Source organism: Azospirillum oleiclasticum, from assembly GCF_013423485.1.
In the GTDB taxonomy this organism is placed as follows: domain Bacteria; phylum Pseudomonadota; class Alphaproteobacteria; order Azospirillales; family Azospirillaceae; genus Azospirillum; species Azospirillum oleiclasticum.
In genome coordinates this window covers 197612-218591 of sequence record NZ_JABFFR010000009.1, presented here as the reverse complement: position 1 = coordinate 218591, position 20980 = coordinate 197612, and the positions used below count along the sequence as shown (strand labels likewise).

Below are 20980 nucleotides of genomic sequence, written 5' to 3'. Positions count from 1 at the left end.
TCCCGCCGGACGATTTGGCGCATGTCCACGGCCTATGCATACGTGCATATTACTATGGACATTCGCGTAAAATGCGTTCGGGAGGAACCGCCATGGGCATCGCACGGCTGCGCATCGTCCATCGTTTGATCCTGCTGATGGCGGTGATCGGTGCCGGATTCGCCGCCATCGCCGCCATCCAGCTTTCCGAGACACGGTCGACCCTGGTCGAGGCCAGCCGGGAGCGCGTGCGCACCCTGACGGAGGTCGCGCGCGGCGTGGTCGAGCACCACCACGCGCTGGCCCGCTCGGGCGCCGTCGGCGACACCGACGCGCGGCGCATGGCGATGGCGGCGGTGCGGGCGCTCCGCTATTCGGGGACCGAGTATTTCTGGATCAACGACATGGCAGGGGTGATGGTGATGCACCCCATGCGCCCCGACCTTGACGGCACGAGCGTGCTGTCGTTGCGCGATCCCGATGGCAAGAACCTGTTCGCCGAGTTCATCGCCGTGGCGCGCGCCGGCGGAGCGGGGTGGGTGGATTACCTGTGGCCGAAGCCCGGATCGGACCGGCCGGTGCCGAAGGTGTCCTACGTCGCCGCCTTCCAGCCCTGGGGCTGGGTGATCGGCACCGGCGTCTACACCGACGATGTGGAGGCCGCCTTCCTGAAGGAGGTCGGGATGGTAGCCCTTGAGACGGCGCTGGTGGTGCTGGTGATGGCGGTGATCGCCGTGCTGATCGCCCGCTCGATCTCGCACCCGGTCTCGCAGGCGGCGGCGCTGATCGACCGGATCGCCGCGGGCGAGGCCGGGGTCGCCATTCCCGACGGCGGCGGCCGGGACGAGTTGTCGCGGATCTTCGCCGCGCTCCGCCGCCTCGGCGACGCGGTGGGGGAGGCGTTCCACCTCCGCCAGATGGTGGAGGACATGCCGGTCAGCGTCATGCTGGCCGACCGGGACGGGCGCATCACCTTCGCCAACCGTGCCACCCGCGAGGTGCTGGCCGGCGTCGCCTCGGCGCTGCCGGTGCCTGTCGACCGGATCGTCGGCCAGTCCATCGACGTCTTCCACAAGGAGCCGGCGGCGGCGCGGCGCGTCATCGCCGATCCCGCCGGGCTGCCCCACGTGACGCGCATCCATGTGGGCACGGAATGGATCGACCAGCGGGTCAGCGCCACCTTCGACCGGCAGGGCAACTATGTCGGCCCGATGGTCACCTGGACCGTGATCACCCGCCAGCGGGCTCTGGCCGACGCCTTCGAGCGGCAGGTGATGGCGCTGGCCGACCGGGTGGCGGTCACCGCGCGCACCGTGCTGGGCGCGGTGACCGAGACCAGCTCGGGCGCCGAGGCGATCTCCGGCGAGGCGGCCAGCGTCCAGGCGATGGTCGGCCAGACCGCCGCCAACGCCCAGTCCGTCGCCGCCGCCTCCAGCCAGCTCGCCGACGCCATCCATGACATCGGTGGGCTGGTCGCCTCGGCCGCGGAGGTCAGCGGCCGTGCCCGCACCCGCGCCGCGGAGGCCGACCGCACCGTCGGCGACATGTTGGAGGCCGCCGAGCGGATCGGGCAGATCGTCGGGCTGATCAACGCCATCGCCGGCCAGACCAACCTGCTCGCCCTCAACGCCACCATCGAGGCGGCGCGGGCGGGGGAGGCCGGAAAGGGCTTCGCGGTGGTGGCGACCGAGGTCAAGAACCTCGCCGGCCAGACCGCCAAGGCGACGGAGGAGATCACCAGCCAGATCACCGCCATGCGCGGTGTGACCGGTGCCGCCGCCGGGGCCGTGCAGGACATCCGCGGCATCATCGACGAGATCGCGCGCATCGCCGACAGCGTGTCGGCGGCCGTCCAGCAGCAGGAATCGGCCACCGGCAGCATCGCCCGATCCATCGAGGAGACGGCGGAAGGGGCCCGCGTGATCAGCCGCGAGGTGTCGTCGGTCAGCGACACCGCCACGCAGACCCGCGAGCGCATGGAGGAGGTGTCGGAGGCGTCCGCCGCCATGGCCCAGGTCTCGTCCGACCTGCGCGGCGAGGTGGAACGCTTCCTGAGCGAGATGCGGGCGGCCTGAGCCGCCCCGTCCACGCAGCCGGTCAGGCGTTGCCGAGCGCCAGCCCGAGCCCCAGCTTGACGTCGCCGTCCTGCACCGTGCGCACGGGCTGGTCGCGCACGCGCTTGGCCTCCTCCTTGGTCTGCGGCTTGTCGGTGCGCGCCTCGTCCGGGGTCTCCAGCGCGTTCAGCGCCAGGATCTGGTAGATCGACAGGGCGCTCGCCCCCAGCGTCTTGGTGGGGTTGGTCGGTGTCTGCACGACGAAACCGTCGGGCATGTCGCCGCGCCGCACCCGCTCGGCCACCGCGGCACCGGCGGATTGGGTGGGATCGCCGTCGCGGAACTTGCGGTCGAAATTGTCGTAGATGGCCTGCAGCGGCTTGGCCTTGCCGTCCTTGTAGTAGAACACGGCGCGGTTGGCCGCCGCCGCCTCCGGGAACAGTTCGGCGCCCGTGCGCAGCGGGTCCTGCTTCATGGCGTTGAGGAACTTGGACGCGCCATGGGCGCCCAGGAAATGCGCCATGTACAGGTCGGTGGAGCCGATGGCGCCGCCGACGTTGGTCTCCAGATGCTCCTTGTTGCCGCGGGTGAACTCCGCCGCCATCAGGGCCGACACCTGCGGGTCCTTGCGCAGATCGAGGATCTGCTGGCGCATCTGCGGGTCGGCGACGAAGGGGCGGCCGTCGCGCCGCGTCTCGATGGCGTTGGCGAATTTGCCCAGCCCGTGCTTCGCCCCGTTCTCCTTCAGCGTGGTGAGCCAGGTGCTGTCGATGAACTGGTAGAGGCCCGTGGCCGAGGAGGTGCCGGCCTTCGCATCGGTCTGGAACCCGCTCTCCACGGCAGCTTTTTCCATGAGGTAGGAAAAATCGACCCCGGTCCGGGCGCTGGCCGACCGGACGGCGGCTTCCACGGAGGCGGGGGCGCGGCCGGATTGCACGGTGGAAGCGACGGCGGAGAGGTTCATGGCGACGGTCCTCACGAAAGGGCTGCCCATCATCAAGCAAGCGGGATGCCAACCGCAGGGCGCCGCCCAGCCATGCATCGCGACCTCTCGATTTCCCTTCAATCGACGATTTTGTATGGATACATTGCCTCCATGCAAATGCGCGCGATGGAGAGAAGCATGGACGGGCATTCCGCGGTGGCCGACAAGTCGCCGATGGAGCTGGGCATCCGCGGGCGCTGCCCGCGCTGCGGCAAGGGGCACATCTTTGCCGGCTACCTGCGGCTGGCGCCGCGCTGCGAGCTGTGCGGGCTGGACTATTCCTTCGCCGACCCGGCGGACGGGCCGGCCTTTTTCGCCATGTCGATCGTGGCCTTCCCCATCACGGCCTTCGCGGCGTGGCTGGAAATCGCCTTCCAGGCTCCGGTCTGGGTGCATCTGGTGACCTCGCTGCCCCTGCTGGTCGGGTCGTGCATGGCGCTGCTGCGGCCGCTGAAGGGCTGGCTGGTCTGCGCCCAGTATCTGCGCCGTGCGCGGGAAGCGCGGCTGGACGACCGCAACGAACCCTGACACGGCAGCGCTTGCGCCGCCCGCCGCGGCGCCCTACGCTCCATACAATCCCGACGACCGCCAGGACCCGACGCGCGTGACGAGCGGCCCTTCCCCCCTCTGGACGCCGGACATCGGCGGCAGCGCCGGCCCCATCTACAAGGCCATCGCCGACGCCATCGCGGCCGACATCGCCGCGGGCGTGCTGGTGCCCGGGCAGCGTCTGCCCACCCACCGGGCGCTGGCGGCGGAGCTGGGGGTGGATCTGACCACGGTGACCCGCGCCTATGGCGAGGCGCGGCGGCGCGGTCTGATCGATGGCACGGTCGGGCGCGGCACCCATGTGCGGGGGGCGCCGGGCGCCGGCGACCGGCCGGTGCCGGCGGAGATCGACCTGTCCATGAACCTGCCGCCGCAGCCGGCGGCGGCCGCGGTGCGCGAGCGGCTGGCCCAGGCCACGGCCGCCGTCCTGCGCGGCGCCGATCCTGCCCGGCTGATGACCTACCGCCCAGGCGGCGGCGGGGCCGAGGACCGGGCCGCGGGTGCGGCGTGGTTGGCGCCGCTGCTGCCCGGCCTGCCGGCGGAACGGGTGCTGGTCTGCGGCGGCGGGCAGGCGGCGTTGACGGCGCTGCTGACCACGCTGGCGCGCTGCGGCGACACGGTGCTGGCGGAACGCGTCACCTACCCCGGCTTCCGCGCTGCCGCCGCCCAGCTCGGCCTGCGGGTGGAGGGGGTGGCGATGGACGGAGACGGGCTGCTGCCCGACGCGCTGGAGGAGGCCGTCGCCCGCCACCAGCCGCGGGCGCTCTACACCGTGCCGACCATCCACAACCCGACCACCGCCACCATGCCCGCGGCGCGGCGCGCGGCCGTCGCCGCCGTGCTGCGGCGCCACGCGCTGCCGGTGATCGAGGACGACGCCTACGGCGCGCTGCCCCCGGCCCCGCTGGCTCCGCTCGCGGCGCTGGTCCCCGACCTCGTCTGGTATCTGGCGACCCTGTCCAAGAGCCTGCTGCCGGGCCTGCGCATCGCCTACCTGGTGGCGCCCGACGCGGCGCGCGCCGCCCGCGCCGGCACGGCGCTGCGCGCCACGGCACAGATGGCGCCGCCGCTGTCCGCCGCCATCGCCACCCGCTGGATCCGCGACGGCACCGCCCACGCCATCCGCGACGCCGTGCGTGCGGAGTCCACCGCCCGCCAGGATCTCGCCCGCCGGCTGCTGCCGCCGGGCTCCTTCGACGCGCACCCGCAGGGGCATCACCTGTGGCTGCGCCTGTCCGCCCCCTGGACCGCCACCGCCTTCGCCGGGGAGGTGCGGCGCAGCGGCCTGGCCGTGGTGCCCGACAGCGCCTTCACCACCGGCACGCCCGAGGGCCGGGCCCTGCGCCTGTCGCTGGGTGCGGCCCCCGACCGCGACACCCTGCACGCCGCCCTGACCCGCATCGCCACCACCCTGGCCCGCGACGCCGACGCGCTGGCGGAGATCGTGTGAGCGGGGGAGGGGGTCAGGCGAGCGCCTTGTAAAAGAACGTTGTCGCGCACAGCCCGCCGTCCGGCCACAGGGCGAAGCCGGGGATGGTTCCCACCCGCACCCAGCCCGACCGCTCGTAGAGCCGTTCGGCATCGCCGGACGCGGTGTCGAGGACCAGCAGGGTCTTGCCGGCGGCGCGCGCGGCGTCCTCGGCGGCGCGCATCAGGGCGGCGCCGATGCCGCGGCGGCGGCCGCGGCGGTGGACCAGCATCTTGGAGAGGTCGCCGCGGTGCGGCTGGTTCTCGGGCTGGGCCAGCACGATCTGCACGGTGCCGACCGGGCCGCCGGCATCCTCCGCCACCAGAAGGATGCGCTCGCCGCGCTCCACGCCCACGGCGACGCCGCGCCAAAACGCCGCAGCCCTGGCCCGGTCGAGCGGCGCCATGAAGCTGACGGAGGCACCGCCCTCCACGCAGTCGATCAGGATGTCGCAGAGCGCGTCGTTGTGCGCCGCGGCTTCGGCGGTGGACAGGGCGCGGACGGTGACGGGATGGTCGGTCACGGCGGGGGGCTCCGGGTGGCGGGAGCCCCGATTGTGCGGGTCGGCGGCGGGGGCGTGTCAAGCCACGGGCGGCGCGCTATAGTTCCGGCAACAGACAGACATCCGTTTCCGGTCTCGGGAGGGCCGCTCCGTCCATGACGTCCTACACAGCTCCGGTCGCCGACCTGCGTTTCGTGCTCAACGAGGTGGTCGGTCTCGACCGCGTCGCCGCACTGCCCGGCTGCGACAGCGCCGCCCCCGATCTGGTCGATGCGGTGCTGGAGGAGGCCGGGAAGTTCGCCTCCGGCGTGCTGGCCCCGCTCAACCGCGTCGGCGACAAGGAGGGCTCCAAGCTTGAAAACGGCGTGGTGCGCACGCCGACCGGCTGGAAGGAGGCCTACAACCAGTTCGTGGAGGCCGGCTGGAACAGCCTGCCCTTCGACCCCGATCATGGCGGCCAGGGGCTGCCCTGGACGGTGGCCTTCGCGGTCAATGAGATGTGGCAGTCGGCGAACCTGTCCTTCGGGTTGTGCCCGCTGCTGACGCAAGGCGCGGTCGACCTGCTGACCGAGCATGGCAGCGAGGAGCAGAAGCGCGTCTACCTCACCCGCCTGATCTCCGGCGAGTGGACCGGCACCATGAACCTGACCGAGCCGCAGGCGGGCTCCGACCTCGCGGCGGTGCGCACCAAGGCGGTGCGGGCCGACGATGGCACCTACCGCATCAGCGGCCAGAAGATCTTCATCACCTACGGCGAGCACGATCTGGCGGAGAACATCGTGCACATGGTGCTGGCGCGGCTTCCCGACGCGCCGCCGGGCATCAAGGGCATCTCGCTGTTCATCGTGCCCAAGTTCCTGCCCGACGCCGAGGGCAACCCCGGCCGGCGCAACGACCTGCGCTGCGCCAGCATCGAGCACAAGATGGGCATCATGGCGAGCCCGACCTGCGTCATGGCCTTCGGCGACGACGGCGCCTGCACCGGCTATCTGGTGGGCGCGGAGAACCGCGGCATCGAGTGCATGTTCACCATGATGAACAACGCCCGGCTCGGCGTCGGCATCCAGGGCGTGGCGGTGGCGGAGCGCGCCTACCAGCAGGCCCGCAACTTCGCCCGCGACCGGGTGCAGAGCAAGGATCTGGCCGATCCCAAGGGCGACCCGGTCGCCATCATCCGCCACCCCGACGTGCGCCGCATGCTGCTGGACATGCGCGCGAAGACGGAGGCGATGCGGGCGCTGGCGCTCTACGCCGGCACCCAGCTCGACACCGGCCGCCGCCACCCCGACGAGGCCGCCCGCGCCGCGGCGGCCGCGCGCGCCGACCTGCTGACCCCCATCGTCAAGGCGTGGTCCACCGATCTCGGCTGCGAGGTGGCCTCCACCGGCGTGCAGGTGCATGGCGGCATGGGCTTCATCGAGGAGACGGGGGCCGCCCAGCATTACCGCGACGCCCGCATCACCCCGATCTACGAGGGCACCAACGGCATCCACGCCAACGACCTTGCCTTCCGCAAGGTCGGGCGCGACGGCGGGGCCGCCGCCGCGGCCTTCGTCGCGGAGATGCGGGCCACCGTGGCCGAGCTGGAATCCCTGCCCGGCGACGACATCGAGGCGGTGCGCACCAACCTCGCCCAGGGTCTGGACGCGCTGGAGCAGGCCACCGCCTGGATGATCGCCACGCAGAAGCAGGGCGACGCCCGCACCGCCGCCGCGGGGGCCGCCGGCTACCTGCGGCTGTGGGGCACGGTGGCCGGCGGCTGGATGATGGCGCTGTCGGCGGCCAAGGCCATGCAGGGCCTGCGCACCCCCGGCGCCGACCACCGCTTCCTGGAGGCCAAGCTGGTCACCGCCCGCTTCTACGCCGAGCAGATCCTGGCCACGGCCCCCGGCCTGCTGGTGCCGATCCTGACCGCCGGCCGCACCGTGATGGCGCTGGCCGAGGATCAGTTCTGACGATCAGACCGGGGGTGGGCCGCTCTCGGCCGGTGCTGCGTCGCGCGCCGGTTCGGGGGCGGCCTCCGGCTCGGGCTCGCGGCGGGGCGGCTGGGTGGGACCGGTGACGACGTCGAAATCGAACATGACAGGCTCCTTCGGTTGAAAGAGCCGCCCGGGAAACCACAAGCGCCGATGACGACAGTCAGGAAGATCGCATGATCGAAGCCGCTTGCGGTGTCGGGCGGCTTCGGTATCGGCGACTGGTGCGCGTGATCCCTATGCCGCCGGCTTAAACCGGCGGCGCCAGTATCGCGGTGCCGACAGGGCACGGATGGGGATCAGGCGGTCCATGGATGCACCATAGCGCGGGGGTGCGGGGGGTGCAAAGGGATTCGGCGTACGCTACGCGCCGATGAATCCCATTTTCGATGTGCAGACGTCCAAGGTCGTCACTTCCTTGCGGCCGTCCGGCAGATAACAGTTTCCCGCTTGGGAGGCGTTGGATGGAGCCGAACCGCCCGCCGTGGGTGGTGTGGCCGATGGGGGCGATGACGGCGCGACATTGGCTGGTGTTACGGAAGGGGGTTGTGGAGGCGGGCCAACCCGAATCACCTTGCCGCCCGCCTGCCGACACCAATCCTCTTCCCGATACTCTTCAATCTTGCCGATCCGGCAGAGAGCGAGCGACGGCGCGGGCAACGCCGCGGCCGGGGCGGTTGGCGGCGGTTGGTTTGCAGGAGGAGTCATGGATACGAGGACCTGCGCAGGGTACTGGTAGGCCGCGCCCGAACCCATGTCCACCGCGGCGCCGATGATGCCGCCGGCGAGGATGTTGCCGAACGCAGCGCCCGCCGTTGTCGATTGCACCGACGATGAGCCGGAGTGGCCGGCCTCGGTTCGGCATTGCACCGACAGGGGGCCGTAAGCCTTGGTTACCGTTGCTATGCCGGGCGTCCTGGCAATCGTCCATTGACCCTTTTCGTTCTGCACGGTGCACGCCGCCTGCTGAACCGGCGTTGTGTCCACCGCAACCGATTGTGTGGTCCCCGCTGTGATTGAAGCGCATGCCTGCAGGCTGATGCTGAAGGCGATAAGGGCGATTAAGCGGATGAAATGTGCCATCTTCGAGATCCTTACCGATATTGTTGCTTGAGTTGGGCGTACAGTGGCTCGTACCGAGATCTTATTTGATCAAGGAATTGATGTTTTCTTGGATCTTTGTGTATTAGATCTTTATGCCAAGTGCTGCTCTCCCAATTGCCTTCATTGTCGGCTGAGAATCCGAAGTACTCCGGATTGAGAACGATTTCGTAGAATATGAAGGATGATGATTTGGCAAGATTGAGTGTGGTGACGATCGTCACGCGGGGCATGTCCATGCCCTTGTCAGCCAACACCATCCGGATGTTCTTGCCGTATAGCGGCTTGTAAGTGCTGGTCGGATTGTTGACGAAGTGGTTGATGCCCCAGCAAGCCTGCTCGTGTTGATAGTTTGCGTCTTTAAGTATGTAGTATATGTCCTTGCGATCACAGAACGCTGAAAGCACCCATCCGCCTCTAGCGACATCCACGTTCGTCCGGATCGATATAAATCCGAAAAATCTTCCAGCGACGAAGTTTGCGAGCGTCAGCGTTGCGATTGTATCTCCGTTGTTATTCTTTTCCTCGTTTAGAGCCGTTACCTCCCATTTGCCAAGTGGCAGTGGTATTTGAGTACGCGCCACTCTCACCGTGCCTTCGAACGAGGCTCCAATCGGGAAGTTAGAAGCGATGCTATCCGCACGCACGGGCGCGGATAGTGCAACTAATGCAAGAGTGATCGCGACAATGAAGGATCTTTGCATGACGGCCTCCCCGGTGATCCGACGAGCGAGACGCTGAAGGATCAAATAAGGCATCAATAGCTTAATCTTGATCGTCAATAAAGGTTAAATTTTATCACGTTGGCGCGTGAGGTATCATACCCGGATATGGTTTGTATTAAGGATCCTTCGATCAGAATTAGATTTTCGACGGTTTGCGAGTATTGAAAGATTCGAGGGTGTAAAATCGACGAAGAAGAACGCTTTCTGATTCTTATCGATGAAATAAATCAGATATGACGATGAATTACTTAATTCGATAGAAAGATGCGCTGCCTTCGAAAAAATTCACGAAGCTACCCCGGCGTGTCGTTCCACTGCCCGGACACGCCGTCCAAACAGGCGCGGGCTTCGGAGACACTGTACGGGCGAAAGCCGAAGAGGTTTCTGCGGCCTTTGCGGGTGCGACTGTCGCTTGGGATGTGCAGGAGCGACAGGTGAGTCGGGTCGCCCGGAACGGCGAAGACGGCGGCCTGGGCAACCATCACGGGGATCGCCGTCTGGGAGCCGCCGTCAGTCGCAGGTGGGGGTGGTCAGACGGTGGCACTGGGAGCGAGGTGAGCCTCGATGTGGCGGAGCTGTTCGGCCCAGCCACCCTTGTTGACGTGGAAGGCCACTTCGCGGTGCCCAGGAAAGCAGGGCGTCGAAGCCGGCTCCGGTGGCGACTTCCTTCCTCGGCCCCCCACCCCAACCCCTCCCCCGCTGGGCGGGAGAGGGGCTTCGCATCACCGCCCCCCGACGGTTGGTCGCGCCTGGAAGGCGGCCATGGCGCTGCGGATCACCTCGGCGACGGCGTCGAGGGCGGCGGCGCGGGGGTAGCCGGCGCGGCCGACGAGGCGGACGGTGCGGGCGGTGGGGCCGGTCAGGGGGCGCAGCACGATGGGCTTGCCCTGCATCGCCCCGGCGGCGAGGCCGGGGATCAGGGTGGTGCCGAAGCCGGCGGCGACCATGTTGACCAGCGTTTCCAGCCCGGCGGCGCGGAAGGCGCCGCTCTGCGGGTCGTTGCGGCCGCAGGCGGCCAGCGTCTGGTCGCGCAGGCAATGGCCGTCGGCCAGCACCAGCAGGTCGGGGGCGAGGTCCGCCTCGTCCAGCCGCGCCCGGTCGGACAGCGGGTGGCGGGCGGGCAGGGCGGCCAGGAAGGGCTCGGTGAACAGGTCGCGCTGGATCAGGTCGGCGTCGTCGGGGTCGGTGGCGATCAGGGCGGCGTCCAGCCGGTGGGTGCGCAGCCGGTCGAGCAGGCTGTCGGTCACATCCTCCCACAGCTCCAGCAGAAGCTCGGGATGGGCCTGCTTCAGCGGGCCGAAGACCAGCGGCATCAGGTACGGCCCGAGAGTCGGGATCACCCCCAGCTTCAGCGGCCCGACCAGCGGGTCGCGGGCGGTGCGGGCCACCGTCTCGATGGCGTCGGCGTGCTCGACCGCCTGGGCCGCCAGCGCCAGAACCCGCTCCCCGATGTCGGTGGGGACGACGGATTTGGTGGTGCGCTCGAACAGGGTGACGCCCAGATACTCCTCCAGCTTGCGGATCTGGCCGCTCAGCGTCGGCTGGCTGACATGGCACGCCTCGGCCGCGCGGCCGAAATGACGGTGCTCGGCAATCGCGAGCAGGTAGCGGAGGTCGCGGAGGTTCACGGAACCGACATCCCCTTTCGATCGGCTGACCGATAGAGGATACCGATTGAGCCCGAACCTTCAATCGATATTGCGGATTTCCTGCGGAGTCATGTCCGTTGTGCGCGCAGCGCCGCAGCCAGGGCGCGCCGGTTGCGGTGGGCGCGCATCAACAACGGCGCCGGCGCCTCCCCCTGCAACCGCAAACGCCCGTCGGCGGCCAGACTGACCCCGTGCCGCTCGAGTTCGTCGATGAGCCGGTGAACGGATTCCCGTGCGTGCATGGACCGATCCCCCTCCCCGTCGCGCTGATCCGGGTGCCATCCTAGGGCGGGGTGGTGGGCAGCGGAATTCGATTGAATCGATGGTGGTGATCGGCGTGGCCGATGGGATCACAACCCCGTCGGCCGCGCCGTCTCCGCCGTGGTCTGCATGCCCGGCACCAGCAGGGGCTGGAGGGCGGGGGCGAGGCTCTTGAGGAGCTGGGCGGGCAGCGCGCTGGTGAAGTGGTAACCATCGGCCTCCGGCCCCTGCACGAAGGCGGTCATGGTGCCGAAGAAGCGGTCGCCGAGGTAGAAGACGAAGGTCGCCGTGCGCGCCACCGCCCGGCTCTCGATCAGCCGGCCGCCGGGGCCGTAACGGTCGAGCCGGTGGTCGCCGGTGCCGGTCTTGCCGCCGATCGGCAGGGGCTGGCCGGCGGGGTCCTTGAAGGTGCCCCACACCCGCTTGGCGGTGCCGTTCTGCGCCACGTCCATCAGCGCCTTCAGCGCGGCGCGGCAAATCTCCGGCCGCAGCACCCGCTTGCCCTCCAGCGGCCCCAGCCCGACCACCGCCTCGAAGGGCGTTCCGGCCGCGAAATGAAGCTTCTTCACGCGCACGCTGGGCACCCGGACCCCGTCGTTGAGCAGGATGCCCATCAGCTCCGCCAGGGCGGCCGGCCGGTCGGCGGAGCTGCCGATGGCGGTGGCCAGCGACGGGGTCAACGACTCGAACGGGTAGCCCAGCCGCTTCCAGCTCTCGGCGATGCGCTGGAACGCCTCCTCCTCCAGCCCGATGCGGATGCGGGTGTTCTGCGCCGCCTGCCGCGCCTTGAACAGCCACGCGTAGCTTTCCTGCCGCTCGCGGGCGCTGGCGTCCAGCACCTCCTGCCGCTTGGCCTCCGGGTTGGTCTGGAGATGCTTGACCAGCCACAGCTCCAGCGGGTGCACACGCGCGAGGTAGCCGAGGTCGTTCAGCGGGAACTTGCCCGGCGCGTACTGCGCGTACAGGCGGCTCAGCTCGGAGTCGGACAGGGCGGCGTCCGGCAGCCGGCCGCGCAGGAAGGCGGTGAAGGCCGCCAGATCCGCCTTCGGCCGAACGGTGCGGAAGATCACCGCCAGCCGGTAGGGCACCGGGCGCGAGCGGCTGGCCAGCCGGGCCAAAGCCTCGTCGGGCGTGCGCTTGCGGTAATCGGTGTAGAAGCGGTTCAGGAACTCCGCCCCCTCCTTGTCGGCGAAGCGGGCGAGGTAGGCCTGGCGCGCGGGGTGGTCGGGCTTGTGCAGGATGTCGCCGCTGTCCTCGCCCCCCTCGGCGATGTGGAACTGCACGATCTCCCGCATCATGCGGATGAAGGGCAGGTTGACGGAGTTGCGCAGCGACTGGGTGACCGTCAGGATCGAGCCGTTGTCCAGCGGGTTGAAGTTGACGAAGCTGTGCAGCCCGCCGCCGGTGAAGAAGGCCTCGCCGGGGCTGGCGGAATAGCGCCGCTCCATGGCGGCGTCGAGCATGGCGGTCAGGCTGCGGTCGCGGCTGGTGGTCAGCCATTCGACCGCCCAGCGCGTCAGGTTGTCCGACGCCTCCTCGCCGACGTCGGCCAGCAGGTCCTTGGGCAGATGGGCGTAGCGGGTGTGCAACTCGGCCATGATCTCCAGGTAGGAGACCAGCGTGCGAAGCTTGGCGGTGGAGCCGAGGTCGAGCTTCGCCCCCTCGTTGATGTCGAGCGGCTGGTCGAGGTTGTCGGCCTGGACGCGCATGTAGTTGGCGTCCGGCCCCCGCTCGAACAGGGTGAAGCTGTAGATGATCTTCGACAGGTCGTTGGTCTTGGCATCGAGCAGCCGCTCGCCGGTCAGCCCGATCTGCGCGGCGAAGGTGGGGTCGGCCAGCTTGCCCAGCGTCTCCACCACCCGCGCCTGGGTCGGCGCGTCCAGCGTGGACTGGGCGGTCAGGTCGAGCCGGTCGAGCTGGTAAAGGCTGGGCACCCCCAGCATGCCCAGCAGCCGCGCGCGGATGGCGTTGGGCGCCTTCTGCTCCACGAAGCTGGTGGTCGGCGGCGGCGGCGCGTCCTCCCGGAACTCGACCTTCAGGGCCAGGGCCGCGTCGCGCAGGGCTGCGTCGACGACGCCGGAGTCGGCCAGCAGCCGCAGGTGGCTGTTGGCCAGCCGGTCGAGCGCCTCGCGGTCGGCGATCAGGTAGTGGGAGGGCCGCCGCTGCGCCAGGATCAGGCTCAGCACCTGCTTGTAGGCAAGCGCCTTGAGCTGGAGCGAGCGCAGGTCCATGGCCGGCTCGCGCAGCACCTTGGACGCCACGGTGAGGTCGGTGCCGAACCACGCCCACAGCCCGTCACCCAGCCCGTTCACCTCGCCGAAGCCCGGCCGCGCGGTGAGCGGGGTGGAGTTCAGGTAATCGACGAGGATGCGGCGACGCTGCGCGCTGGTGTCCTCGCCGTCGATGTAGGCGCGCAGGCTGGCCGACACCATCTGGCGCAGCTTTTCCGTGGCCCCGGTGGTCTGGCCGTCGGGGGAATGGCGGTACTTCTCGATCTGGGTGGCGAGTGTGGAGCCGCCGGCCACCCGCTGGCCCGGCCGCACCCACTGCACCGGCAGGGTCGCCACCGCGCCGGCGAAACGGTCCCACTCCACCGCCGGATTGCGGCGCGGTTCGGAGTCGTCGAGCAGCTCGCGGTTCTCGATGAACAGCAGGGTGTCGGCGACCAGCGGCGGCACCTCCTCGAACCGGTTGAACACCCGTTCCGGGTAGCGCACCGAATACAGGTTGGCACCGTTCCGGTCCTGCAACGTCAAGCCGGCGCGGGTCTTCTCGGGATAGACGGCGTTGCCGCCCAAGGCCATGAAGCGGTCGAGCGACGGCGACAGCACCGCCTGCATTTCGACCGCGTAAAGATCCTGCGTCAGCGCCTTCAGATAGCCGGGGATCGCGGTGTAGCCGAGACGTTCGTCGTAGGGGCCGGCAGTGGGGTAGCGGGCCTGTGGGTTCGGTCCCTCGCGCAGGGAAAAGCCGATGCCCTCGGCGTAGCCGGACAGCAGCCGTGCCTGCAGCCGCGATGTGCGGGCCTCCTCCACCCCGAAGGCGGCAATGCCGGCCCCCGCCGCCAGGATAGCGACCCCCAGGAGCACGCGTCGCCAACCCGTCCGTGTCATGTCACCCAGCCCGATCGGGATATCGTCCAACGCTCGCCGCGATGGCGACGTTCGGTCACGGACGATACGGCAATTTGGTTAATGCGAGGTTTAATATCCCACCGGCCGGCTGGACGTATGAATACGAAGTCGCAACAATACCGGAATTGATTGATATTATTTTGAAATCGAAACAATGAGAATCGTTGTGGCGGCGTGGGGCGGGTCTCGGCGCGGCCGGCCTGCACAACCCTTGTGCGGTGCGGTGCGGGCGCGTAAAGCTTGCGCCGGACGGCGGCGCAGGGCGGGTATGGGCGGATCGGCAACCATCGGCGGGGGCGGGGGCGGTGGCGGCGAGCGGGATCTGCGGCTCGACTTCTTCCGCGGGCTGGCCCTGTGGTTCATCTTCATCGACCATATCCCCGCCAACCAGTTCGCCTGGGTCACACCGCGCAACTTCGGCATCAGCGACGCCACGGAGATGTTCGTGTTCATCTCCGGCTACACGGCGTCGCTGGTCTACGCCAAGGTGCTGGCGGAGCGTGGTTTCGCGCTGGCCGCGGTGCGGGTGCTGCACCGCTGCTGGACGCTCTACGTCACCTACATCGTGCTGTTCACCGCCTTCACGGCCCAGGTCGCCTACACCGCGCGGGTGTTCGACAACCCGCTCTTCGCGGAGGAGATGGGCATCGCGGCCTATTTCGCCGATCCGGCCGCCGCGCTGACCCAGGCGCTGGTGCTGAAGTTCCGGCCGGCCAACCTCGACGTGCTGCCGCTCTACATCCTGCTGCTGCTGTGTTTCCCGCTAATGCTGCCGGCGCTGCGGCGGCAGCCGCTGGTGGTGCTGGCGGTGTCGACGGCGCTCTACGTCGCGGCGCGGCGGCTGGACTGGAACCTGCCCACCTACCCGGCGGGCGGCGTGTGGTACTTCAACCCCTTCGCTTGGCAGTTTCTTTTCGTGCTGGGCGGCGCGTTGCAGCAGGCGCCCGGGATTGCGGCGCTGTTGGCGGCGCGGCGCTGGTGGATGGTGGTGGTGGCAGCCGTGGTGCTGCTGCTCTCGCTCTATCTGGCGCTGTCCTGGCAGTTCGCCTTCATCGGCGCGCTCACCCCGCAATGGGTGTCGGAGCTGATCTACCCGTTGAGCAAGACCGATCTGGATCCGCTGCGGGTGACGCATTTCCTGGCGATGGTCTATCTGATTGTGCTGCTCGTGCCCCGCAACGCCGGGTGGCTCGCCCGGCCGGTCCTGCGGCCGGTCATCCTGTGCGGGCGGCAGTCGCTCCAGGTGTTCTGCGCGAGCATCCTGCTATCGTTCGCCGGGCAAACAATCCTGGTCCAGTTCGATGCCTCGCTTTTTTCCCAATTCAGTGTCACAGTGATGGGCATTTCCGGGATGGTGCTGCTGGCCAGGCTGCTGTCCTGGTACCAGTCGGCCGACCGTCCGCCCCGTGCGGCGGCCCCGGTCTTGAGGGATTCCGGCACATGAAGGTGGGTCTGTCCGCTCTGGTCCTCGCCGCGGCGGTCGCGACCGCCGTGCCGCGCGCGGCCATGGCCGACGCGCCGGCCGAGCCCTGCGCCGTTCCCGACACGGTGATGGCGGTCGGTGCCGATCTGCCGCGCGTGCGCGACCGCATGGCGCGTGGGGCACCGCTGTCGATCCTGATCCTCAACACCGCCAAGCCGGTGGCGGATCGGGTGGAAGCACCCTATCCCGCCCGACTGGAAGGCGAGCTGAACCGCAGGCTCGCCGGACGCCGGGCGGAGGTGACCATCCGCAACCTGCCCAACGCCACGGCGGCGACGATGCTGCCGGCGCTGTCCGCCGCGATCACCGAGAAACGCCCGGCCCTGGTGATCTGGCAGACCGGCACCGTGGACGCCATGCGCCGCATCGACACCGAAGCCTTCGACGACGCGCTGACCGACGGCATCGCGCTGGCGCACAAGAGCGGCACCGACATCATCCTGATGGGGATGCAATACAGCTTGCAGACGACCCAGCTCATCGACTTCGAGCCCTATGTCGAGAACATGGGGTGGGTGGCGCAGAACACCGGCGTGCTGCATTTCCCGCGCTACGCGATCATGAGGTACTGGGTCGATGAGAACATGGTGGACTTCACCACGGAGACGCCGGAGGCGCGCCGGCGCGCCTACGCCTTCGTGCACGGCTGCATCGCCCGCCTGCTTGCCGGCAGCATCACCGCCATGATCGGCAACGTCACCGCCAAGGCCCCATGATCCTCCGCAAACTTCTGTCCGCCGCCGCGCTGCTGCTGGCGATCGCAGCACCCGCCGCCGCTCAGCCGCGTGTCGATTGCGCCCCGCCCGCCGAGGCGGCAGCCTTGTCGGCCCCGCTGCCGCATGTCACCGACGCCGTGGCGCAGGGCGCGCGGCTGCGGATCGTCGCCATCGGTTCCTCCTCCACCGCCGGTGCGGGAGCGAGCGTGCCCGAGCGCAGCTACCCCGCGCGGCTTGCCCACCATTTGAAAACGCTGTTCCCACGGCTGCCCGTCGAGGTGCTCAACAAGGGCGTCAACGGCGAGACCACCGCCCAGATGCTGGCGCGCTTCTCCGACGATGTGTTCGCGCTCGCTCCCGATCTGGTGATCTGGCAGGCCGGGGCCAACACGGTGCTGCGCGACGGCAGCTACGAGGGCGTCGACCGGGAGGTCCGCGAGGGTGTGGAGATGCTGCGCGAGGCGGGCATCGACGTGATCCTGATGGACACGCAATATGCTCCCGCCGTGTTGGCCCGTCCCCGGCACGACGAGATGACGATGCGCCTCCAGCGCATCGCGATGGAGGAGCGGATCGGCCTGTTCCGCCGCTTCGGGCTGATGCGCTGGCTGGTGGAGACGCGCCGCGCCGGCATGGCCGACCTGATCGGCCCCGACGGCATCCACCACACCGACGCCGGCTACGACTGCGTCGCCCGGGCGCTGGCCCAAGGGATCGAGGGCGCGGTGCGGGTGGTCAGCGCGGTTCGGCCGGGGCGGTAACGAGCAGACACCCGCCCCGAACGCCGTCGGGTTTCACCCCCGCGGCGCGTGCTTGTTGAGGATGCGCTGCAGGGTGCGGCGGTGCATCTTCAGGCGGCGGGCGGTTTCCGAGACGTTGCGGTCGCACTGCTCGAAGACGCGCTGGATGTGCTCCCACCGCACGCGGTCGGCGGACATCGGGTTGTCCGGCGGCGCCGGCAGCGGGCGGCCGTCGGCCAGCAGGGCGGATTCCACCGCGTCGGCGTCGGCGGGCTTGGGCAGATAGTCGACCGCCCCGGCCTTCACCGCGGCCACCGCCGTGGCGATGTTGCCGTATCCGGTCAGCATGACGATGCGCGCGTCGGGGCGTGCGTCGCGCAGGGTCTTCACCACGTCGAGCCCGCTGCCGTCGGCAAGCCGCAGGTCGACCACCGCGAAGGCGGGGGCCGATTCCTGCGCGACCTCCATGCCCAACTGCACGCTTTCCACCGCGACCACGTTGAAGCCGCGCTTTTCCATGGCCCGCGCGAGGCGGGTGCGGAAGGGGGCGTCGTCGTCCACGATGAGCAGGCTGCGGGTGACGTCGCCGTTGAACGTGAGCTTTGCGGCCTCGCCCGCGGGACTCTCGTCCGATGACATGACGGATTCCACCACTAGTCCTTTGGTTCTAGCCAGGATCGTTCCCAGCGTACGACAACTCGCGCGCCACCGCTACGGTTATTGCTGTACGCAACCGTGGCGCCGGTCTTCTCGAGAAGCGTCTGGGCAATGAAGATGCCCAATCCCATGTGGCCGGAGCGGTCGGCGCGCGAGGACAGATAGGGTTCGCCGATGCGGCTCAAGAGATGGGGCGGGAATCCCGGGCCGTCGTCCATCACCGCCACCGTCGCCGACCGCTCGTCCCAGCTCGCGGCGACGGTCACGCGGCGGCCGGCGAACTGGTGGGCATTCTGGATGAAGTTGCCGAGGCCGTGGATGATCTCCGGGCTGCGGCGGACGATCGGCTCCTCCGTCCGGGCATCCGCCGGCGGCTGCACCACGAAGTCCACGGTGCCCAACCGGTGGGGCGCGCCGGCGGCGTCGATCAGCGCCGTCAGCGGCAGCCGCTCGAACGGGTCGCCGCCGTCCGCCTCCGGCTTGCGGGCCAGCTCGGCCAGGATCTCGCGGCAGCGCCCGACCTGGCTGATCAGCAGGGCCACATCCTCGCCATAGGGGCTGTCGCCCGGCAGGTCGCGCGCCAGCTCCTTGGCGACCACAGCGATGGTGCCGAGCGGCGAGCCCAGCTCGTGCGCGGCGGCCGCGGCGAGGGCACCCAGGGCACCCAGCCGCTGCTCCCGCGCCAGGGCCACCTGCGAGGCCGACAGCGCGGCGGCGAAGCGCCGGGCCTCCTCCGCCACCCGGAACACGTAGCCGGAGATGAAGACCGCCGACACCGTCAGCGCCAGCCAGATGCCGAAGGCGTAGAGCGGCGCCACAGCCGGCATCGGGTCCGGCCAGGGCAGCGGGAAGTGCCAGAGCGCCAGCACCGTCAGGCAGACGAGGTTGAGTCCGGTCAGCAGCACCACGCTGTAACGCGACAGGATGGCGGCACCCACCGTCATCGGCGCCAGCAGCAGGATGGAGAAGGGGTTCGCCAGACCACCCGTCAGGTAGAGCAGCAGGGTGAGCTGCAACAGGTCGTAGCCGAGATACAGCGCGGCGTCGCGGTCGGCCAGCCGCATCCGGCCGCCGCGCTGCGCCATCGCCACGATGTTGAGCAGCACCGAGGCGCCGACCGCCGCCAGCACCGGCCCCAGCGGTAGGGCGAAACCGAGCAGCCCGTGCACGACGGCCACCGTGGCGAGCTGGCCGATGATGCCGACCCAGCGGATCAGGATCAGCGTGCGCAGCGTGATCCGCCCGTCCCCCGTGGTCCAGAAGGAGGAGGGCAGGGGATGGGTGTCCGCGATGGTCGCAGGCACGAAGGTCATCGGGCACGTTCCGGCGTTTTGGTGTTGTCGTTGGCCCGGGCCCCCTGGTGTGGGGCGTCCGCGCGGCCATATTTGTGGCCCATGACCGAGGATGCGATCAAGGCCGTCCGGCTGACCAAGCGCTTCGGGGCCGTGACCGCCGTGGACGCCATCGACTTCGCCGTGCCGCGCGGCTCGGTCACCGGGCTCCTGGGCGGCAACGGCGCCGGCAAGACCACCACCATCTCCATGCTCCTGGGCCTGCTGCTGCCCACGGAGGGGAGCATCCGGGTGCTGGGCGTCGATATGGCGCGGAACCGTCACGCGGTGCTGCCGCGGATGAACTTCTCCTCCCCCTATGTGGAGCTGCCGCACCGGCTGACGGTGAAGGAGAACCTCGTCGTCTACGCCCATCTCTATGGCGTGGCCGGGGTGCGCCGGCGGGTGGAGGAGCTGGCGGAGGAGCTGGATCTGACGGCCTTCCTCGACCGGCCGGCGGGCAGCCTGTCGGCCGGGCAGAAGACGCGGGTGGCGCTCGCCAAGGCGCTGCTCAACCGCCCGCAGGTGCTTCTGCTGGACGAGCCGACCGCCTCGCTCGACCCCGACACCGCCGACCGCCTGCGCAGCTATCTGGAGGCTTACCGGCGGGCGAGCGGCGCCACGGTGCTGCTGGCGTCGCACAACATGCCGGAGGTGGAGCGGCTGTGCGACCGCGTGCTGATGATGCGCCGTGGGCACATCGTGGACCGCGGCACACCCGCCGAACTGCTGGAGAAATACGGGCGCGACAGCATGGAGGACGTGTTCCTCGACATCGCGCGGGACCGGCGGGAGGGGCTGGCCAATGCCGCCGAGTGACCCGCCGACCGTCTTCCCGGCGCCCAGCCCGCGCCGCATCGGCGCGATGGTGCTGCGCTACTGGTACCTGCTGCGTGGATCCTGGCCGCGCATCCTGGAGCTGGCCTACTGGCCGACCATGCAGATGATCCTGTGGGGCTACATCAACCAGTTCATGGCCGCCAACAGCGCCTGGGTGGCGCAGGGGGCGGGCGTGCTGATCGCCGCGGTGCTGCTGTGGGACGTGCTGTTCCGCGGTCAGCTCGGCGTTTCCGTCTCCTTCCTGGAGGAGATGTGGTCGCGCAACCTGGGCCACCTCTTCGTCAGCCCGCTGCGCCCCGGCGAGTGGCTGACCGCGCTCATGACCATGAGCCTGATCCGCACCCTGATCGGCATCGTCCCGGCGGCGCTGCTCGCCATCCCCTTCTTCGGCTATTCGGTCTTCGACCTCGGGCTGCCGCTGGCGCTGTTCTTCGCCAACCTGATCGCCATGGGCTGGTGGCTGGGGCTGCTGGTGATCGCCCTGATCCTGCGCTACGGCATGGGGGCGGAGGGGCTGGCCTGGATCGTGGTCTTCCTGCTGGCCCCGGTCAGCGCCGTCTACTACCCGGTGACCGTGCTGCCGGAATGGCTGCAATGGGTCGCCTTCCTGCTGCCGTCCAGCCATGTGTTCGAGGGCATGCGCGGCGTGCTGTTCGACGGCGCCGTCCGCTGGGGCGAGCTGGCCTGGGCGGTGGCGCTGAACGGCCTCTACATGGCGGCCGGCGTCGCCACCTTCCTGTTCGCCTTCCGCCAGGCCCGCGTGCGCGGGGCCTTGCTTCAGACGGGGGAGTGACGGGGCGGGGGCGGCTGTGCTATCGTGCGATAGCATA

19 protein-coding genes are annotated in these 20980 nt (G+C 69.4%); 9 read left to right on the top strand and 10 right to left on the bottom strand.

Going from position 1 to position 20980, the window contains the following annotated elements; translation table 11 throughout:
* Positions 1–92 precede the first annotated feature (92 nt).
* Positions 93–2054 carry a cache domain-containing protein gene (locus HL658_RS12970; protein ID WP_180282388.1) on the top strand — a complete coding sequence of 654 codons (1962 nt, stop codon included), beginning with the start codon at positions 93–95 and terminating at the stop codon, positions 2052–2054.
* A gap of 22 nt (positions 2055–2076) precedes the next feature.
* On the opposite strand, the gene HL658_RS12965 is transcribed toward HL658_RS12970, so the two are convergent.
* The gene (locus HL658_RS12965; RefSeq protein WP_180282387.1) at positions 2077–2997 is read right to left on the bottom strand and encodes a lysozyme family protein; all 921 of its coding nucleotides are present in this window, start codon (positions 2995–2997) and stop codon (positions 2077–2079) included.
* Between the two features lie 159 nt (positions 2998–3156).
* Here HL658_RS12965 and HL658_RS12960 point away from each other — a divergent pair, with 159 nt between their 5' ends.
* Both HL658_RS12960 and HL658_RS12955 read left to right on the top strand, forming a co-directional pair.
* A complete protein-coding gene (locus HL658_RS12960) occupies positions 3157–3546 on the top strand; it encodes a DUF983 domain-containing protein (protein ID WP_180282386.1) in 390 nt (129 codons plus the stop codon).
* Between the two features lie 76 nt (positions 3547–3622).
* Complete coding sequence (locus tag HL658_RS12955) at positions 3623–5017, top strand: aminotransferase class I/II-fold pyridoxal phosphate-dependent enzyme (RefSeq protein WP_180282385.1); 1395 nt, start codon at positions 3623–3625, stop codon at positions 5015–5017.
* A 13-nt stretch (positions 5018–5030) separates the two neighbouring features.
* On the opposite strand, the gene HL658_RS12950 is transcribed toward HL658_RS12955, so the two are convergent.
* Entirely contained in the window at positions 5031–5558 is a 528-nt protein-coding gene (locus tag HL658_RS12950) for a GNAT family N-acetyltransferase (RefSeq protein ID WP_180282384.1), read from the bottom strand.
* Between the two features lie 134 nt (positions 5559–5692).
* On the opposite strand from HL658_RS12950, the gene HL658_RS12945 reads away from it, so the two are divergent.
* Complete coding sequence (locus HL658_RS12945) at positions 5693–7492, top strand: acyl-CoA dehydrogenase (protein WP_180282383.1); 1800 nt, start codon at positions 5693–5695, stop codon at positions 7490–7492.
* Between the two features lie 3 nt (positions 7493–7495).
* On the opposite strand, the gene HL658_RS37725 is transcribed toward HL658_RS12945, so the two are convergent.
* The 6 genes from HL658_RS37725 to HL658_RS12920 all read right to left on the bottom strand — a co-directional run bounded on the left by HL658_RS37725 (position 7496) and on the right by HL658_RS12920 (position 14338).
* Entirely contained in the window at positions 7496–7618 is a 123-nt protein-coding gene (locus HL658_RS37725) for a hypothetical protein (RefSeq protein WP_281378754.1), read from the bottom strand.
* Between the two features lie 258 nt (positions 7619–7876).
* Positions 7877–8596, bottom strand: a complete 720-nt coding sequence (locus HL658_RS12940) for a hypothetical protein (RefSeq protein WP_180282382.1) — start codon at positions 8594–8596, stop codon at positions 7877–7879.
* 11 nt (positions 8597–8607) lie between these two features.
* A complete protein-coding gene (locus HL658_RS12935; protein ID WP_180282381.1) occupies positions 8608–9318 on the bottom strand; it encodes a hypothetical protein in 711 nt (236 codons plus the stop codon).
* A 743-nt stretch (positions 9319–10061) separates the two neighbouring features.
* The gene (locus tag HL658_RS12930; protein WP_180282380.1) at positions 10062–10967 is read right to left on the bottom strand and encodes a LysR substrate-binding domain-containing protein; all 906 of its coding nucleotides are present in this window, start codon (positions 10965–10967) and stop codon (positions 10062–10064) included.
* A gap of 89 nt (positions 10968–11056) precedes the next feature.
* A complete protein-coding gene (locus HL658_RS12925) occupies positions 11057–11230 on the bottom strand; it encodes a hypothetical protein (protein WP_180282379.1) in 174 nt (57 codons plus the stop codon).
* 108 nt (positions 11231–11338) lie between these two features.
* Positions 11339–14338 (bottom strand): transglycosylase domain-containing protein, encoded by a 3000-nt coding sequence (locus HL658_RS12920; RefSeq protein ID WP_343055086.1) that lies wholly within the window; start codon positions 14336–14338, stop codon positions 11339–11341.
* A 313-nt stretch (positions 14339–14651) separates the two neighbouring features.
* On the opposite strand from HL658_RS12920, the gene HL658_RS12915 reads away from it, so the two are divergent.
* The 3 genes from HL658_RS12915 to HL658_RS12905 are packed head-to-tail and all read left to right on the top strand — an operon-like array spanning position 14652 to position 17343.
* The gene (locus HL658_RS12915; RefSeq protein WP_180282377.1) at positions 14652–15827 is read left to right on the top strand and encodes an OpgC family protein; all 1176 of its coding nucleotides are present in this window, start codon (positions 14652–14654) and stop codon (positions 15825–15827) included.
* Entirely contained in the window at positions 15824–16582 is a 759-nt protein-coding gene (locus HL658_RS12910; RefSeq protein WP_180282376.1) for an SGNH/GDSL hydrolase family protein, read from the top strand. The genes HL658_RS12915 and HL658_RS12910 overlap by 4 nt, the downstream gene beginning before the upstream one ends.
* Positions 16579–17343 carry an SGNH/GDSL hydrolase family protein gene (locus tag HL658_RS12905; RefSeq protein WP_180282375.1) on the top strand — a complete coding sequence of 255 codons (765 nt, stop codon included), beginning with the start codon at positions 16579–16581 and terminating at the stop codon, positions 17341–17343. Before HL658_RS12910 ends, HL658_RS12905 begins: the two co-directional genes overlap by 4 nt.
* Before the next feature lie 33 nt (positions 17344–17376).
* On the opposite strand, the gene HL658_RS12900 is transcribed toward HL658_RS12905, so the two are convergent.
* Both HL658_RS12900 and HL658_RS12895 read right to left on the bottom strand, forming a co-directional pair.
* Complete coding sequence (locus HL658_RS12900; RefSeq protein ID WP_246337543.1) at positions 17377–17961, bottom strand: ActR/PrrA/RegA family redox response regulator transcription factor; 585 nt, start codon at positions 17959–17961, stop codon at positions 17377–17379.
* Between the two features lie 14 nt (positions 17962–17975).
* Entirely contained in the window at positions 17976–19292 is a 1317-nt protein-coding gene (locus HL658_RS12895) for an ActS/PrrB/RegB family redox-sensitive histidine kinase (protein ID WP_180282374.1), read from the bottom strand.
* A gap of 81 nt (positions 19293–19373) precedes the next feature.
* Here HL658_RS12895 and HL658_RS12890 point away from each other — a divergent pair, with 81 nt between their 5' ends.
* Both HL658_RS12890 and HL658_RS12885 read left to right on the top strand, forming a co-directional pair.
* Positions 19374–20129, top strand: coding sequence for an ABC transporter ATP-binding protein (locus HL658_RS12890; RefSeq protein WP_180282373.1), 756 nt, complete (start codon positions 19374–19376; stop codon positions 20127–20129).
* A complete protein-coding gene (locus HL658_RS12885) occupies positions 20116–20943 on the top strand; it encodes an ABC transporter permease (RefSeq protein WP_180282372.1) in 828 nt (275 codons plus the stop codon). Before HL658_RS12890 ends, HL658_RS12885 begins: the two co-directional genes overlap by 14 nt.
* The last annotated feature ends 37 nt before the right edge of the window (positions 20944–20980 follow it).